Below are 16,769 nucleotides of genomic sequence, written 5' to 3' on the forward strand. Positions count from 1 at the left end.
ATTCGGCGGTGCGCCTTGGCAAAATCGGGTAGCTTCGCTCGCTGTTCGGATGGGCGAGCGAAGCTACACAAGCTGCACGATCCCGCCGCGCGGCGCGCATCGATACAGTTCGCGGCCCGTGTCCCGCGAATGCACGACGAGCTGGATGAAGCCGTTGGGCGGCGCGTGCAGCGCGAGGAAGCTGTCCATCACGTCGATGAACACCTTCAGGCTGCTCATGACGAACGCCGCTTCGTTCAACGTCAGCGTGACCTCGATGCCGCGCACGAACGTCGGCATCGGCTTCACGGCCATCCAGCGCACGGCGGCCTTGTGATCGAGATTCACGATGCCGTCGATCTGCGCAATCGCGCTCGACGCGCGCGCCGCGTACTGAACGAGCAGCGACTTCAGCGCGCCGAGTCCCGACGGCTGCAGCAGCAACGCGTGCGGCGTCATTGCCGCGATCAAACGCCAGAGCGCGCCGTGGTCGCGCGGGAACCGGCGGGGCTGCGTCGGCCGGCGCAGGATCGTGATCCGGCCCGGCAGATTGTCCTTCTCGTTGAGCAAGTCGCCGTCGGGATCGCCGATCGGCAGCGTCTGCGGATAGTCGCCGTTCGTGCAGGTCAGCTCGACGTTCAACTGATCGGCGCGAGGCTTGACGGGCGCGCCGTCCGCGTCGACGAGCTTGAGCGCCGCGGGCGCGGTCGATTGCGCGCCGTCCGCATACGGATCGCGCTCGGCGATCCAGTAGACCTGCTCGTTGCGACCATGCCGCCCGTGCAGCAGCGAGCGATACGGCGTCACGTCGAGGTTCTCGCCGTGCTCGCCTTCGCGCGCGATGCGCACCGCGTCGATCGATCGCACTTCGATGCCGTTCGACTTCAGCGCCTGCGGCGTGACGGGATACGCGCTTGCAGCGTCTCGCAGCGAGATCGGCATCGCGTCCTGACAGAACAGATTGACGATCGGCGTGCAGAAGAGACGCAGGTTCGAAGCGCAAAGCGTGTCGAGCACGCGCGCGTGCGACGAATCCAATGCGAGGTCGACGACGGGCAGGTGCAACGAGATGCGCCTGCCCGTGCCGGCGGCGCGCGCGATACGCGCGACGTCGAGGTCGACGAAATCGAATTTGGCCGGGAATGCGAAATATTCCATCAATAGCCGGAACGGCGACGCACTGTGCGCGGGATCGAGCAGCGCGCCTTCGTCGGCGAATCCCACCGGCGCGAGCGGCACCTTCGACAGCGGTTTCCAGCGCCCGTCGCCATCGAGTTCGACGAACGCGGTCGGCACGCGCATCGCGAGTGTGTCGAGGAGCGCGGCGACGAGCGGCGCGTCGCCGTGCAGATGCACGCGCAGGCTGCGCGCGCGCGGCGCTGCGAGCACAGGCCGGGCGGTCAGTGAATCGAACGTGATCGACACGATGCCGGCCGACGACGGCGGCATCCGCGCGGCGGACGGCGCGGCCGACGCCGGGCGATAGCGTGCGTCGACGATCGTCACGGGCGTGAGCGCGACGTCGTACGCGGTGCGGAACCGGTTTGCGCCGACCCGGCTTTCGAGCGTGGTGCCGCGCTGGATCGTCACGCCTTCCGTCAGCTGGCTGAACATCGATGCCGCGTCGAATTGCGCGATCGCACACGCGGGAAACGGACGCAGATAGTCGGGGCACGCGGTCTCGAGCAGCGCTTCGGTGAATGCCGGGTAGTCGTCGTCGAGCGTCTCGCCGATCTGCGCGCCGAGCAGCGCGAACGACTGGAGCATGCGCTCGACGTGCATGTCGTCGGTGTGGCCGTCGGCGATGCCGAAGCGCGTCGCGATCTTCGGATGGCGCATCGCGAATTCGCGCACCGCGTTGCGCAGCAGCGCGATTTCGCGTTCGTAGTAGGGGAGGAGGTCGTTCATTGGAAAGAGCCGATCCGGGTTCGAGCCGATTCGCGTGATCGCATGCGGGGCGCTGTCACGCGTGCTGCGCGGGCGCGCCGGGGCCGACGGAGTGCCGCTTCCGGCGGATGGCGGCGGGGTTCCCGGAATTCAGGCGAGGTCGGCATGATTTTGCGTCATTCATTAAGTGCCGGATGGCGGCGTTGCCTTCGGGGTCATCGGCCGCGCGGCAGGTCCGAATGCGACGCACGCGCGCCATGGCGAATCTCGAAGCAGCGAACGAGAAGTCGCTGCCGTCATTTTCCGGATAGGCATCGAGTGGCCACATTATTGCCGCTTTTTCGTTCGAATCGACGTCAGCGCAATGATCGAATGCTAACGGACGATTGATGCTTGCAGCAGCATCATTAAACCAGGATTGACTGGGCCAACGATGAACATTCGAGGCGATCATGCGACTGCATGACATGAAAGGTATTTTCAATGTCGGAAGCAGTCGGCATGACAATCGTCGAGATGATGCTGTCCGGCCCGTGTTCATGTTCGGCGATTTTCGGTGCAACGGTAAATTATCGCAACCATTCGTTGTCTCGTTCGATTTGGCGCCGCTCGATCCGGTCATCGAATTGAAACACCTGACGACGGGCGGCGATTATCGTTTGGTTTGCGTCGGCACGTGCAAACGGTTGCAGCGCGATTCGCCGTATTGGCGAATGCCGGAGGCGCAAGAACGGATCGAGCGTATCGGCGAGCGCGCGGGCGCAAAAGCCACCGCTTCTTCGGCGCACGCGACGCCTTGACGGAACGCGCGCTGCTGCCGAAGATTCGAGGCAGGTCGCGCGGATGACATGACGCGCGATCAAGCTGTCGGCGCGGATGCGACGATCGATGTCGACGCGCGGCGCCAGGCCGCCTTCGGCGCGTGAAAAAAGCACCGAAGGCGAAGGCGGCGCCGATTCACCGCCCAACCCGCAAGCGCGGCCGCCCTCCGCCCGGAATCGGGCAAGCGCCGCGCCGGCGCAACTCACGGACTCGCGCAACCATGGCTTCGACCCGGAACCGCATGCGTCGCCACCTGAAGATCCTGTCGGGCCTGATCCTGCTCTGCTTGCTGCTCGCGATCGCGGGCGCGGCGGCGTATCTGCGTTCGAGTCTCCCGCAGCTCGACGGCGACGTCCGCGCCCCGACGCTCGGCGCGCCGATGACGGCCGAGCGCGATGCGTTCGGCGTGCCGACGATTTCCGCGCGCGACCGGTTCGACGCCGCTTACGGAATCGGCTATCTGCATGCGCAGGACCGCTTCTTCCAGATGGACATGCTGCGCAGGAGCGGCGCCGGAGAGCTGTCGGAGCTGTTCGGGCCGATCGCGCTCAACGTCGATCGCGATCATCGCCTGTTCCGATTCCGCGCGCTCGCTGCGGCCGTCGTCGCGCATTTGCCGCCCGACGACCTGCGCTTGCTGCAGCGCTACACGCAAGGCGTCAACGACGGCCTGGCGGCGCTGCGCGCGCGCCCGTTCGAATACGCGCTGCTGCGCATGCAGCCGCAGCCGTGGCGACTCGAAGATTCGATGCTCGTGATCTGGGCGATGTACTTCGATCTGCAAGGCCGGCTCGCGTCGCGCGAGTTCGCGCGGCACTGGCTGCAAGCGCACTCGACGACCGAGCAACTCGCGTTTCTGCTGCCGTCGTCGAGCCGATTCGACGCGCCGCTCGATGCGCCGGGTGTCGCCGCGCCGGTCGCGCGGGTCAGCGCGGCCGCGCCCGCGTGGCTGCGCGAAGCGAGACCCACCGCGCCGATCGACAGCGTGTCGCTCGACGAACGAGCGTCGGTCGGCAGCAACAACTGGGTGCTCGCGGGCAGCCGCAGCGTGCGCGGCGCCGCGATCGTCGGCGACGACATGCATCTTTCGCTCGGCTTGCCGAACATCTGGTATCGCGCGGCGTTCACGTTGTCGGGCGGCGTGGGGCCCGCGACGCGCGTCGTCGGCGTGACGCTGCCCGGCTTGTCGGCCGTCGTCGTCGGCAGCAACGGGCGCATCGCATGGGGCTTCACGAACGGCTACGCGGACTGCCTCGATCTCGTGCCGCTCGAGCGCGACGCGCGCGATCCGCGCCGCTTCAGGCTCGGCGACGGATGGCAGACCGCGCGCGAAAGCACCGAGACGATTCGTGTCCACGGCGGCGCGCCCGTCGATCTGACCGTGCTCGAGACGACGGCCGGCCCCGTGCGCGACATTGGCGGCAAGTTGTACGCGGTGCACTGGATCGCGCAGGCGAGTGGCGCGGCGAATGCGGCATTCGGGCGGATGACCAATGCGGCCAGCATCGAGGACGCGATCCGGATCGCCAACGCGGCGGGCCTTCCCGCGCAGAACATCGTGATCGGCGACAGCACGGGACGCATCGGCTGGACGATCGCGGGCGCGTTGCCCGACCGCAGGAGCCGGCCGGACAACGGCGCTTCGTCGTGGCAGGCGGCGCTGCCGCCCGACGCGTATCCGCGCATCGTCGATCCTGCCGGCGGTCAGTTGTGGACGGCGAACAACCGGCAATTGGCGAGCGATGCGTACCGGTTGATCGGCGACGGCGGCGCGGATCTCGGCGCGCGCGCGAGCCAGCTGCGCGACGGCCTGACGGCGCTCGGCCGCACCGACGAGCGGTCCGCGTACCAGCTCGATCTCGACGATCGCGCGCGCTTCATGACGCTGTGGCGCGACCGGGCGCTGCGCGTGCTCGACGATGCGGCGCTCGCCGGCCATCCGGCGCGCGCGGAATTCCGGCGGCTGCTCGTGAACGGCTGGACGGGACGGGCGAGCGTCGATTCGGCCGGATACACGCTCGCGCGCGGCTATTTGCATCGGCTCTACGACGTGATTTTCGGCGGTCTCGACGCGCGGCTGAAGCATCAGCAGCCCGACGCCGACTACGCATTGGCGAATCCGCGCTGGCCGGTCGTGATCGCGCGGCTGCTCGACGAGCAGCCGGCCGCGTGGCTGCCGCCCGACACGTCGAGCTGGCGCGACGTGCAACTGACGGCGATCGATCAGACGATTGCCGCACTGACCGGAAAGGGCGCGCCGCTCGCCGACGCGACCTGGGGCGAGCGCAACACGCTGCGGATCGCGCATCCGTTCGCGCGCAGCGTGCCGCTCGTGGGACGCTGGCTGTCCGCGCCCGCCGACCAGGTGCCGGGCGACGCGAACATGCCGCGCGTCGCCGGACCGAAGTTCGGGCAGTCGGAGCGGATCGTCGTGTCGCCGGGGCACGAGGAGGACGGCCTCTTCAACATGCCGGGCGGGCAGAGCGGGCATCCGCTCAGCCCGTTCTTTCTGGCGGGCCATGAGGCGTGGGTGAAGGGCGAGCCGATGCCGTTCCTGCCGGGGCCGACCGAGCATACGTTGCGCTTTGCGCCTTAGTTCGGCGCCCGAACGATCGACCTGGATCGACCTCGATCGTCGACGTTGCCGGTCGAGGCCGCCGCCGAATCGACCGCATCCGGATGCGAACCTTGCCGCGCGAAATGCCCGACTATTCGGCGAATGCGAATAGTCGCGAAGCGGCTTGAATCGGCGCTGTCGCGTGCTCTATTCTGCCCTGTTGACGATTCGAAGGGGGATAGCATGGACCGCATCCAGGCAATGGAAGTCTTCACCCGCGTGGTCGATGCGAACAGCTTCACGCGGGCTGCCGACACGCTCGGGATGCCGCGTGCGTCGGTGACGACGATCATCCAGAATCTCGAGGCGCTGCTCGGCGTGCGCCTGATGCATCGGACGACGCGTCGGCTGTCGCTGACGCCGGAAGGCGCCGCGTACTACGAACACTGCATCAAGATCATCACCGAGATCGCGGAGACGGACGCGAGCTTTCAGGTCGGCAACCGCAAGCCGAGCGGCGCGCTGCGCGTGCACATGCCGAGCTCGCTCGGACGGCGGCTCGTGATTCCCGCGCTGCGGGTCTTCCATCAGCGCTACCCGGACATCGTGCTCGATCTGGGGCTGTCCGATCGTCCGGTGGATCCGGTCGAAGAGGGGATCGACTGCATGATTCGCATCGGGCCGCTCGAAGATTCGTCGATGGTCGCGCGCCGGATCGGGATGCTCAAGCGCGTCACCTGTGCGTCGCCCGACTACCTGAAGCGCTTCGGCGAGCCGCAGGAGATCGCGGAACTGGCTGCGCACCACGCTGTGAATTTTCGCGCGAGCCATGGTTCGCGGCCGGTGCCGTGGGTGTTCGTGATCGACGGCAAGCCGGTCGAGGTCAGGCTGAACGGCGTCGTGACCGTCAACGATTCGGATGCCTACGTGACCTGCGGCGTCGAAGGCTTCGGCATGATCCAGCCGACGCTGTTCATGGTGCTGCCGCACCTGCTCGACGGATCGCTGCTGGAAGTGCTGCCGGGCTTCAATCCGAAGCCCAAGCCGATTTCGATCGTCTATCCGGACAACCGGCATCTGTCCGCGAAGGTTCGCGTGTTCGCCGACTGGATCGCGGAGTTGTTCGACTCGACGCCCGCGCTCGAAGGCGGCGAAGACTGGCGCGTCGGCGTGGCGGCGCGCGAGCGGAAGGCGAGCCGCGGGCAGGTCGCGGCGTAGCGGTTGCGTCGAGCGCGTTCGCATGCATCGAATGCATCGAGTGCATGCCGACGCAACGGCCGCCGTGCAACGGTCGCGTGCGCGTGAAACGCCGCGATCATTTGAGGAGCCGGCCGACGACGCTGCTGAGCGTGTTCAGATGAATCGGCTTGGGGATGAATTCGTCGAAGATCGTCCGATCCCCTTTGAGAATGGCCGATTCGTACGCGCTCACGCCGAGTATCGCCGTCTTCCTGCCGGCGTCGGGCGAAGTGGCCGAGCGAATCCGCTCGGCCACTTCGAAGCCGCTCAAATCGGGCAATTCCAGATCCAGCACGACGATGTCGTGCTGCCGTTCTCGGAAGCGCGTCACGCCGTTCTCGCCGGTGTCGCACAGATCCACCTGAATGCCCAGGGCTGTCAGCATCGAGCCCAACGTTTCGCGCGCGTTCTCGTTGTCGTCGACGACGAGCGCATGCAAATCGTGGTGCGGCGTCTGCGATGACGGCTCCGTCGCGTCGCCGAGTGCGTCGGCGCGGCCGGGCAGCTCGGCCGGGAGCGTGACGACAAACTCGCTTCCTTCGCCGACGACGCTCCGAACGTCGATTTTTCCGCGCAGTGCGGTGACGAGCTCCTGCACGACGGCGAGCCCCATGCCGATGCCGTCGACATGTCGGATGCCCGGGTCGTTCGCACGAAAGAAAGGCTCGAAGATCTTCGATAGAAGATTCTTTGCGATGCCGACACCGGTGTCGCGAACGGCGATGCGCATCGCCCGATTGGCCGGCGTGCCTGTCAGCTCCGCGGAAATCGCGATCGTGCCGCTGTGCGTGTATTTGATTGAGTTTTCGATCAGATTCGACACGATCTGCTGGATCAGCTTGCGGTCCGATTTGACGACCAGGCCGACCGGCTCGACGCGAAGCGACGCTTTCAGATGCTTGTCGCCGATCCTGCCGCGCAGCGGATCGAGGGCTTCCGCCAGCAGCGGAGCGATCTCCACGGTCTCGGATTGAACGGATCGATTCGTGGACCGAAGCTTGATGTAGTCTGTGAGTTCCTTCACTTGCGCTTCGAGCGACGCGGCCGAGTTCTGCAAGCGCTTGATCGTCTTCGTATTGGCTTCGGATTGCGGCCGTGCGAGCAGGACCTCGATGGACCCGCAGATCGCCTGCAAAGGCGTGCGCAATTCGTGGCTGACCATGCCGAGGAAAGCGTTTTTTGCCGCAATCATCTCGAATGCGCGATCCGATGCCTTTCTTTCCGCGTCGAGTGCCGCCTGCTGCCGTTCAAGCAGACTGCCGCGCGTGCGTATCGTGTAGAACAGCAGCAGGAACAGCGCCCCGAGGATGACGCCCAGCACGCCGCCCAACATGACGATGGCCCGCCGCTTCTCCTTCAACTGATGGAACGTGAAATCGCGTTGCTCCATTTCGATCGCGCGAAAGTAATTCGCGAGCGCGTTCACCTTGGGCCAGTATTCGGCGACGTCGCGCAACGTGCGCTTCGCGTCGTCCGGACGGTCGCGCAGCGCCGGGACGTCGCGATGCAAGCTCTTCATGAAATGGGCGAGGTCCCCGATGTCGTCGTGCGCCTTGGGGATGCTCAACCAGTATGCGGAGACCTCGGACGGCCGCTGCAGGAAGCCGAACGACGCTTCGAGGCTGTCGAGCTGAAGCAGCAGGGTGTCGAAGTCGCGATCCTGACGGGTCGCATAGAGAATCAGTTGCCGATCGAATCGGCTGAACGAGTTTCGGTATTGCGCAGCAGTCCAGAATACGCCTTCGCGCGGGCCTTCCAGAATGCCTTCCTTGACCGACGTCCCGAGCAGATCGAACAACAGGAATGCCCACGCGGCGAAGCCCAGGATCCACAAGGACCCCAGGACGACGATGATTTTTTCATTTCTCCATCTGACCTGGCTCATTTCACCGTGAGTCCGATGATCTGCCATGCAAACTTCGCTTCGCTGATCGGGGTCTTCAGCTCGTCCGGAAATTGGTCGCGCGGGTACATGATCCACAGCGGCCCGTAATTGTTGTTGTCCAGCACCTTGCCGTTCATCGTGCGCGCGAGGATGACGCCGTATTTGTCGGCATCGGAAGCCGGGATCGTGAACGTGTATTCGTCGATGCAATGGAATTCGATTTGCGCGCCGGTCGCGCCGACTGCCCTGAGTATGTCGCTCAGGCGCGGGCCGGTGAACGTGGCCTTCGGCGTCCAGCTGGTCGACGTGGTGATCGAATGCTGCGGCAAGGCCATCAGATCCTGCTCGGAAAAGACGTACGCGTGCCGTGCTGTCTGGTTGGTGCGCTCGATGTTCCCGTCGACGGTGAACTTGAAGGGGGCCGCGTGAGACGAAATCGCGACGCCAAGCAGCAGCGACAGCACCAGGCTTTTCATCCAGTCCATGGAAACTCGCATTTCTTATCCTTGCAAAGTGATGGTTCAACTCGCATGCGCATTGAGCGGGTACGCAATCTTCAGCGCGCGCGCCACTTCGGCAAACAAGATCGGCAGCCTGACCGGCTTCTCTTCGCAGCGGGCGTTGAAGTTCGAAACGATGTCCGCGATTTCGTCTTCGCTTGCCTCGCCGGTCGAGATCTTCCCGGTCAAGAGGAAGATCGGCGCATCGGGATTGTCGCTCGCGCGGATGCCGCGCACGAGGCCGGCGGCGGTTTCCGCGCCGAGCATCCAGTCCAGAATGTATCCGTCGAAGTCTTCGACTTCCAGCGCTTTGCGCAAGGATGCGCTGTCGTAATACGCGATCGCGGTGATGCCTTTTTCCGCGAAGTACTCGCATATCGTTTCGGCGACGTCGGGCGAGTCGTCGACAACCGCGATCCGCACTTCGTACGCGCTGCTTTCGCTCGACCGAAGCTCGATGACCTCGACCGGATAGGTACGGCCGGCGGGCGCCTGTTTCTTCTCATACACGATCCAATTGTCCTGCCACTGGAGCGCGACGAAATCCGACTCGACCTGGCTGCTGGCCTTCGTCGAAATCGCCGCGCGGCAGCGGAAGCGTCTCGTCTCGATGACGAGCGTCGCGTCGTGCATTTCGACGATCGTGCTCGATTGGGCGCCTTTGTCATCGAGCAGGATCGCGGGCGGCACGCCGAAGTAGGAGGCGATGTCCTGAAGCTGCGACAAATTCCACGGAATTTGTCCTTTCATCTTGCGCGTGACGACGGAAAAACTCAGGCCGAGGATGTTGGCGATCGTCGTGTTGTGACTACGTGGCGGAATGCCTGTCCGAGTGAGGAGATCTCGAACTTTGGTCGCGGTGATCAAGTCGGCGTTGGCCGGATCGGGGTGGGTCATCTCGATGCGCTCCTCAGTTGGATTTTTGGGTGGAAGAATAACAAATATGACGCGACACGCAAACTTGTTTCGTCGCAATTGGCTTGACATGCCAATTTTCTGCATTAATATGACATTTCGCGTCACTATTGTTTGGTGCGTCATGTTTGGCGGCGGATGAGGTCCGGCGATGCAGGTCTTCGACGCGAGAGAAAAAAAAAGGAATGCATCGGGCCGAACGATTCGACAAGAGGAACCTGAGAGAGGCCGTAGGCAGCGGCGTCCGACGACGGTGGTGTTGCTCCCGCCGCGTCGGGCTTATGGCTTGGTGCGGGTTCGACCGATTCTAATTTGTAGTCCAAATAAAACTCGGGGTCACACCAAATGCATTGCAGTTTGCTCGCATCGTCGCTGCTGTTGCTGACCGCGTGTGCACAGAATCCGTCCACGAGCGACATGGTACGGATATGCGACGACCACGGCTGTTCCGATCGACCGAAAAATCAGGTTTCCTATGAATTGAAGAGCGATGGTGCGGACCAGGAAGACCCGCGGCTCGCGGCGCTGAAGGAGCGCGCGAAGACGGAGCCGAAGGCGGCCTACGACCTGGGCCTGCGCTATTTCCGCGGCGACGGCGTCCGGCAGGACAGCTATCAGGCGCTCGCATGGATGCGCAAGGCCGCGGAGCACGGCAATCTGCAGGCGCAGAAGGCGCTCGGCGTCTTTTATCTGTTCGGCCTCGAAGAGATGGGCTCGGACCCGCGTGAGGCCGACAGGTGGCTGTCGATTGCCGCGAGCCGCGGCGACAAGGAATCGCAAAAGCTGCTCGAGCAGGCGCGTGCGGCGAAGCAAGCAGACGAAGACGACTACAAGTGGCGCGCGCAACGGCGTGACGTCTATTACGGCTACTGGTATTCGGGCTATCCGTACCTCGGGGTCTGGCGTCAGTCGGACTGGTACTGGTATTGACCGGGTGCCGGCGCAACGGGGCGATCGCAGGAGACCAACTCATCGCACGTCTTGCCGGGGGGCTTATCGGGATTCGCAGCGACGCATAAGCCGAACATAGACCAACTATATCGATAACGACATGAAGACCAACTTTTCCAACCCACTCATTCTCAAGGCCGCGAGCGTTGCGGGTCTGGCCGCTTCCCTTGCCGCGTGCGGCGGTATCGTTTCGCCCGGCGGACAGAACGCGGGCGTGACCGGCGCGGCGGGTGGTGCGGTGAGCGCCGGCGCAGCGGGTGGTGCGGTGAGCGCCGGCGCAGACCCGGCACTGCAGCGCTGCAGCGCGCCGCTCGGTACGATCGCGGTGGACGACGGCCGCAATGCGGACTGGTGGGGTCCATTCGGCAGCGCGACCAAGGTGACGAGTATCGATCCTTTGCTGCGCCTCGCGGTGCAGCAGTCGAACTGTTTCGTCATTACGTCGATCGGCAATCAGAAGAGCGATGCGCGCCTGATGCGGATCACCGACATGCAGCGCAATTCGGGTGAATACCGCGCCGGTTCGAAGCAGCACAAGGGGCAGCGCGTGGCGGCCGACTACTACATGGAGCCGCAGATCGTGATCAACGATTCGCCGATCGGCGGCGTCGGCAGCATGATCGGCGGCCTGATCGGCAACAGCGCGGTGGCGATGTTGGCGGGCAGCGTGAAGACGAAGGCGTCGGTCGTGACGCTGACGCTGTTCGACGTGCGCTCGGCGGTGCAGATCGCTGCGGCGGAGGGGAGCTCGACGGCCACCAATTATGGCGCGATGCTTGCCGGCTTCGGCGGAAACGTCGGTGGCGGCTTGGGCGGTTTTTCGACGACGCCCGAAGGCAAGGCGACCGTGGTTGCGTTCATCGATGCGTGGAACAAGCTGGTCGTCGCGGTGCGTAATTACAAGGCGCAGGATGTGAAAGGCGGGCTCGGGCGCGGCGGGCTGCTGCAGGTCAACTGACGCGTGGATGGGCGCGCCGACGACGTGTCCTCGTTGGGCGAGATTGGTTGGCGGCTCGCGAGTTCTTTCGACTTCGATCGTGCGTGATGCGGCTGTATCGTTGTAGGCCGTTGAATCGATTGCGGCAGTCTGCGGTCGAGGTCGAAGATGGGGCTGGCATCGCAAGCCGAGGGTTCGGTTCGGGGACCGGGATTTCGGCTTGGCGGAGGTTTCGGGTTCGTGGCGAACGCAGGCTGCTCGCTTGTTTCGGGCGACTCGAAAACTGTGACGGAGGCAATGGATGCTTCGGGCGATGCCGGCAGATGTGGTGGTGCCTTGTGCGCGGGAAATGCTGCGCCAAGCGGCTGGCTGAGTAGCAAAGAGAAAGCCCCTGGTAATCGGTTGATTACCAGGGGCTTCGGATTTTGATGGCGAATCAGGGAGGGCGGCCCACTCCAGGGGATTCGCTAGAAAAATCAACGCGTTGGCGTGTTAGTGAGCCGGGTTTCGTATGAAAAATAACAGTCCACTGATAATATCACCATCGTGGGCCGGCATGCTGAGCATTGGCCCGCACAAATGCCGATCCGCGTCGGCGTTGCATGGATGCCGACCGAGCACTTTTCTGCTGCTGAGTGGACGATGACAAACATAGATGACGATCTGGGGTCTGGGGTAAAGCTTGGGGATGTGCTTTACGCGATCGAGGTGCGAGAGTGGCCTGGCGGCCCCTTGGTTGGCTTAATAGTCATGCTGACCGACGGTCGTCGTCTCCATAGACGCAACAGAAGCCAACGTCAATAAAATCCGAGATTCGGGGCGACCTGTTCACACGGCCCCACTCGGCCCCAAGCCGATGTCGAAACCCAAGAGGCCCATCTAGCCGGCATTTGGTAGTCGCGTTAAAGGGGGCACGAGACGCTCGTGGCAACGACGAATGTAGTCGCCCACGCGCGCGTCCTCGCTTTTATGTTTTTCAAGCAAACTGGCCGTCAGCATGCACACCGTTGGAGTGAGGGCTATTTGGTATTCTTTATAGATGTCGTTGAGGATATCGTCGGCGATTGGTTCTGTCGGCTCTGCGTTCGGCTGGCTCATCTCTAGTTCCCCAAAAGAGTTGCAGAATTTTCGAGCTGTCGCAGGGTAGAGAGTGCTCGATGCCCGGACGTCTCTTTGCGCAAAGGTTTGGCAACCGGCGTGTTCCATGCCGGAGATGTTTCCTGCCAATGGCAGTGGCCGCTATTTGGCAAATTTGCGTCGGCAAATTTATACCGCTCGTTTGTCAAGCTGACAACGACCGTCCGGCGGAATTTGTGTAGTCAAAATCCAAGAGGTTTTAATGACGAAGTTCTGGACTAATCGTCGCCAATGACGAGAACATCAATCAGCGAGCGGCACAGCGCGTCCGCTTGCCATGAAGCTCGATGAGGTCCAACTTTGCGAACAAACGGACCGACGACAGGCTGCATTGCGTATGCAATTTGCATAAATCGAAGAGCGCAGATTGAACTGGCGTTGGTTTGAGCGCGACCCATCGTGCTGATATGATTCAGCGACCATTTCGGAGACCAACGATGGCATACGAAGCACAAATTAGTCGCAATAGCCCAACCGCGTTTTTGTTCGTCGTGGACCAGTCTGGCTCCATGTCGGACAAGATGTCCTCCGGCAAGAGCAAGGCGGAGTTTGTCTCAGACGCCCTCAATCGCACCTTGATGAATTTGGTGACCCGTTGCACCAAATCGGAAGGGGTTCGAGACTACTTCGACGTCGGTGTCATCGGATACAACGGCAACGGCGTGTCGAACGGATTGTCGGGCGCGCTCGGATCGCAAATCCTACATCCCATCTCGGCGTTCGAACAAAATCCGTCGAGAGTCGAAGATCGCAAGCGCAAGCAGGATGACGGAGCGGGCGGCATCGTCGAAACGACGATCAAGTTTCCCGTTTGGTTCGACCCGGTCGCCACGGGCGGGACGCCGATGCGCGCAGCGCTGACCCGAACTGCCGAGGAACTCGTCGCCTGGTGCGACGCCCACCCCGACAGCTATCCGCCGACGATCCTTCACGTGACCGACGGCGAGTCCACGGACGGCGATCCCGAAGAGCTTGCCAGCCACGTTCGCCAGATCCGCACGAATGATGGCGAGATGCTCTTGTTCAATCTCCACGCGAGCACGCTGGGGCACAACCCGATCAGCTTCCCGTCTGCCGAGTCCGGGTTGCCGGACAGCTTTGCCAAGTTGCTGTTTCGGATGTCGAGCCCCTTGCCAGACCACCTGATTCGGTTCGCGCAAAACGACGGCGCCGCCGTCGCCATGGAGGCGCGAGGATTCACGTTTAACGCGGATGCTGCGGAGATCGTTCAGTTCTTCGACATCGGAACGCGCGCCGCGCAATTGCGTTGAATTCATGATGAGACAGGAGTTCGCCGGCAGCGTCCCAAAGGAGTCCGGCAGCCCGGCCGCCAACGAAGACGCACTCGCGATCTCGGATGGTTCGAACCGCTTCGCGCTCTCGGACGGCGCGAGCGACTCGTACGATTCGAAATTGTGGGCCAAATTGTTGGCGAACCGTTTTGTAGCCGATCCGGGCGTGAACCCGGCATGGGTTGGCGGAGCTCTCGCGGACTACGGGGCAGCGCATGATTTTTCGGCGATGTCTTGGTCGAAACAGGCGGCCTTCGAGCGCGGCAGCTTCGCCACGCTGTTGGGCGGGGAATATCTCGCTGATCACCACGCTGTCGAGTTGCTGGCCGTCGGAGACAGTGTCGCGCTGTTGATCGACGGCGATCAATTGGTTAGCGCCTGGCCGTTCGACGATCCCGGTCGATTCCAAGAGCGTCCGTTGCTGCTGTCTACCATCCGGCGCCATAACGACTTTCTCGACGCAAGCGATTTTTGGACGCGTCACGGCACGACGCTCCACCTCGACAAATTACGTGCTCCACGGCTACTCTGTATGACTGATGCGCTGGGCGAATGGGCTCTTCGCTCGTCGGCGCGCGACAACGCCGAGGGGCTTCGCGAGCTGGCGTCATTGCGAAGCGAGGAGCAATTGGCGGAATTGGTTTTGAGAGAGCGCGCGGCAAAGCGCATGCGCGTCGACGACTCGACGCTGCTCGTTCTCTCGTTTGAACGCGAAGCGCGCGATGGCCTATCCATCTCTTGAGCAATACAACAACGCCTTCAACAACCACTCGTTGTGGCTGGCCGACCACGAGCTCAAAGCGGGAAGGGTGGGGACGACCGGCATGGGGCTGCCCCTCGCCATCAGTGGCGGTTTTGCGCTGACCTACACCGTCACGGCTGGAACGAAAAAATACGCTGTGCGCTGTTTCCATCGAGAGTCGAAAGCGTTGGAGCGGCGATACACGGCCATCTCCAAACGGCTGACGACACTGCGATCGCCGTATTTTCTCGACTTTCAATTCCAGCCAAAAGGAATTCGCATCGACGGCGGGGAATATCCGATCGTCAAAATGGCTTGGGCAAAGGGCGAAACGCTGGGAGAGTTCCTCGAAGACAATCACGGCTCTCCGCAAGCGCTTGGGGCGCTCGCCTCTTCGCTTGAATCGCTATCAGCCTTTCTCGAAAAAGAGCGCATTGCCCACGGGGACATTCAAACGGGCAACCTGATGGTGTCCGGCGGAGGCGCGGGCGTCCAGTTGATCGACTACGACGGCATGTGGATCGAAGAGATCAAGGATCTCGGCAGCGCGGAGCTTGGACAGGTCAATTTTCAACATCCTGGCCGCAAAGCCGCCAACCCGTTCGACTCGACTCTTGATCGCTTCTCGCTGATTTCGTTGTGGCTGTCCATCGAGGCTTTGCGAACAGATGCGTCGATTTGGGCGAAGACCAACTCAGAAATCGACGCGGTCGTATTTCGTGCGAGCGATTTCATCGATCCAGGCTCGTCGCCGGGCTTTGCGCTTCTCGCATCAAAAGCGACGTTGGCGCAGAAGGCGAAGGCGTTCGCCGCAATCTGCGCGTCGCCGATGCAGAAGGCTCCGACGTTGGCCGACTTCATCGCGGGCAGAAACATTCCGCAGCCCTTGGCGAGTGTGGTGCTCACCGGCAAGATTGCCGAGGGCAAGGCGAGGGCGGGATATATCGGCGCCTATGAAGTCCTCTCCGCAACCGATTACGACACTTGTTTGCGCCGCGTGGGCAACAAGGTCGAAGTGATTGGCAAGATCGTCGAAGTGAAGAAAGATGTGGCAAAAAATCGCAAGCCCTACATCTTCGTTAATTTCGGGCCATGGCAAGGCCGGATCTTCAAGATCGCAATTTGGAGCGATGGCTTGAACGCTTTGCACGTAGAGCCGGACGAATCGTGGGAAGGCAAATGGGTTAGTGTCGTGGGTTTGATGGAGCCGCCGTTTGAGAACAAAAGGCTCCGCTATACGCACCTCTCCATCAACGTCACCGCCGTTGGCCAGATGACGCTCCTTTCGGAGGTCGATGCGCGCTGGCGCCTGGCTGGGCCAAACGGTGGCGCGCCGTCCGCGCGGGACGCCCCCGGCAATCGAGAGGTTCTCGGCAAGGTTCAAGACAGTTCCCGCTTGAATAGCACAATGCCGTCCGGACGGGCGCCGCCATTGCCACCGAGACCGAATTTGCCGCCAGCTCCGCCTGTGTCGCCCAATCAAAGCGTGCTGAACGCCATGCGCGCATCCTCATCGGCTCCTTCGTCGGTGGCGCGCACGACGTCGCCGCCCACACAGCAGAACCCGCGACCGAAAACGCCTGTGAGCTCGACGACTGGCAGGCCCTTCGGAATTGCGTCACGACCGCCGCAACGCGGTCTTCTTTACAGGTTGTTTGAGTGGTTGTTTCGTTGAGCAATTTCGACCATCGCTAACGGGTGCACGGAGCGGCAATCGATCTGGCGGAGCCGGTGCTCTGGATGAATATCGAGGCTATTGTCGATGGCGGTCAAAATCCGCGCTTTTCCGGCGGCGTCACGTAACGGCGGCATGACACAAGTTTCAAAATCGACGTTGCAGGAGCGACGAACCTGTCGGAAGCGGGATATTGACGCGGGGCGCGACGTAAGGAGCCCGTAGGGCGACTGGAGGCGCGCCCCGCGTCG

15 protein-coding genes are annotated in these 16,769 nt (G+C 62.9%); 8 read left to right on the forward strand and 7 right to left on the reverse strand.

The features are described 5' to 3' along the window. Positions 1 to 63 precede the first annotated feature (63 nt). Both tssF and WS62_RS35855 read right to left on the reverse strand, forming a co-directional pair. Positions 64 to 1,887: a type VI secretion system baseplate subunit TssF gene (tssF, locus tag WS62_RS03495; RefSeq protein ID WP_066567764.1), complete on the reverse strand. Its 1,824-nt coding sequence runs from the start codon at positions 1,885 to 1,887 to the stop codon at positions 64 to 66. Between the two features lie 55 nt (positions 1,888 to 1,942). Then, positions 1,943 to 2,320, reverse strand: coding sequence for a hypothetical protein (locus WS62_RS35855; RefSeq protein ID WP_156440846.1), 378 nt, complete (start codon positions 2,318 to 2,320; stop codon positions 1,943 to 1,945). Between WS62_RS35855 and WS62_RS37805 the strand changes: the two genes are divergently transcribed. The 3 genes from WS62_RS37805 to WS62_RS03510 all read left to right on the forward strand — a co-directional run bounded on the left by WS62_RS37805 (position 2,319) and on the right by WS62_RS03510 (position 6,463). Beyond that, positions 2,319 to 2,666, forward strand: coding sequence for a hypothetical protein (locus WS62_RS37805; protein ID WP_231748175.1), 348 nt, complete (start codon positions 2,319 to 2,321; stop codon positions 2,664 to 2,666). The genes WS62_RS35855 and WS62_RS37805 overlap by 2 nt on opposite strands. A gap of 242 nt (positions 2,667 to 2,908) precedes the next feature. Then, entirely contained in the window at positions 2,909 to 5,284 is a 2,376-nt protein-coding gene (locus tag WS62_RS03505) for a penicillin acylase family protein (RefSeq protein WP_066567766.1), read from the forward strand. 204 nt (positions 5,285 to 5,488) lie between these two features. Further along, positions 5,489 to 6,463 carry a LysR family transcriptional regulator gene (locus WS62_RS03510; protein ID WP_066567768.1) on the forward strand — a complete coding sequence of 325 codons (975 nt, stop codon included), beginning with the start codon at positions 5,489 to 5,491 and terminating at the stop codon, positions 6,461 to 6,463. Between the two features lie 97 nt (positions 6,464 to 6,560). On the opposite strand, the gene atsR is transcribed toward WS62_RS03510, so the two are convergent. The 3 genes from atsR to WS62_RS03525 are packed head-to-tail and all read right to left on the reverse strand — an operon-like array spanning position 6,561 to position 9,766. After that, complete coding sequence (atsR, locus tag WS62_RS03515; protein WP_066567770.1) at positions 6,561 to 8,369, reverse strand: hybrid sensor histidine kinase/response regulator AtsR; 1,809 nt, start codon at positions 8,367 to 8,369, stop codon at positions 6,561 to 6,563. After that, a complete protein-coding gene (locus WS62_RS03520; protein ID WP_066567773.1) occupies positions 8,366 to 8,866 on the reverse strand; it encodes a molybdopterin-dependent oxidoreductase in 501 nt (166 codons plus the stop codon). Before WS62_RS03520 ends, atsR begins: the two co-directional genes overlap by 4 nt. A gap of 24 nt (positions 8,867 to 8,890) precedes the next feature. After that, entirely contained in the window at positions 8,891 to 9,766 is an 876-nt protein-coding gene (locus WS62_RS03525) for a helix-turn-helix domain-containing protein (protein WP_066567775.1), read from the reverse strand. Positions 9,767 to 10,129: 363 nt separating this feature from the next. Between WS62_RS03525 and WS62_RS03530 the strand changes: the two genes are divergently transcribed. Together WS62_RS03530 and WS62_RS03535 are read left to right on the forward strand one after the other, a co-directional pair. Beyond that, positions 10,130 to 10,714, forward strand: coding sequence for a tetratricopeptide repeat protein (locus WS62_RS03530; protein ID WP_066567776.1), 585 nt, complete (start codon positions 10,130 to 10,132; stop codon positions 10,712 to 10,714). Between the two features lie 121 nt (positions 10,715 to 10,835). Then, a complete protein-coding gene (locus WS62_RS03535; RefSeq protein WP_066567777.1) occupies positions 10,836 to 11,693 on the forward strand; it encodes a hypothetical protein in 858 nt (285 codons plus the stop codon). Between the two features lie 858 nt (positions 11,694 to 12,551). Here the strand turns inward: WS62_RS03535 and WS62_RS35860 are convergent. Further along, on the reverse strand, positions 12,552 to 12,770 hold the full coding sequence (locus WS62_RS35860; RefSeq protein ID WP_156440847.1) for a hypothetical protein: 219 nt from the start codon (positions 12,768 to 12,770) through the stop codon (positions 12,552 to 12,554). A 476-nt stretch (positions 12,771 to 13,246) separates the two neighbouring features. Here WS62_RS35860 and WS62_RS03540 point away from each other — a divergent pair, with 476 nt between their 5' ends. Genes WS62_RS03540 through WS62_RS03550 form a run of 3 tightly spaced genes read left to right on the forward strand, consistent with a single transcriptional unit; the run spans position 13,247 to position 16,518 of the window. Beyond that, the gene (locus tag WS62_RS03540; protein WP_066567780.1) at positions 13,247 to 14,080 is read left to right on the forward strand and encodes a vWA domain-containing protein; all 834 of its coding nucleotides are present in this window, start codon (positions 13,247 to 13,249) and stop codon (positions 14,078 to 14,080) included. Positions 14,081 to 14,087: 7 nt separating this feature from the next. Further along, entirely contained in the window at positions 14,088 to 14,843 is a 756-nt protein-coding gene (locus WS62_RS03545; protein WP_066567808.1) for a hypothetical protein, read from the forward strand. Next, a complete protein-coding gene (locus WS62_RS03550; protein ID WP_066567782.1) occupies positions 14,824 to 16,518 on the forward strand; it encodes a serine/threonine protein kinase in 1,695 nt (564 codons plus the stop codon). Before WS62_RS03545 ends, WS62_RS03550 begins: the two co-directional genes overlap by 20 nt. Here WS62_RS03550 and WS62_RS37810 read toward each other — a convergent pair. Beyond that, positions 16,488 to 16,769, reverse strand: a 282-nt coding sequence (locus WS62_RS37810; RefSeq protein ID WP_231748176.1) for a hypothetical protein, incomplete at its 5' end; no start/stop codon positions are given. The genes WS62_RS03550 and WS62_RS37810 overlap by 31 nt on opposite strands.

Origin of the sequence: Burkholderia sp. ABCPW 14 (genome assembly GCF_001523835.1) — a bacterium.
Lineage (GTDB): Bacteria > Pseudomonadota > Gammaproteobacteria > Burkholderiales > Burkholderiaceae > Burkholderia > Burkholderia mayonis.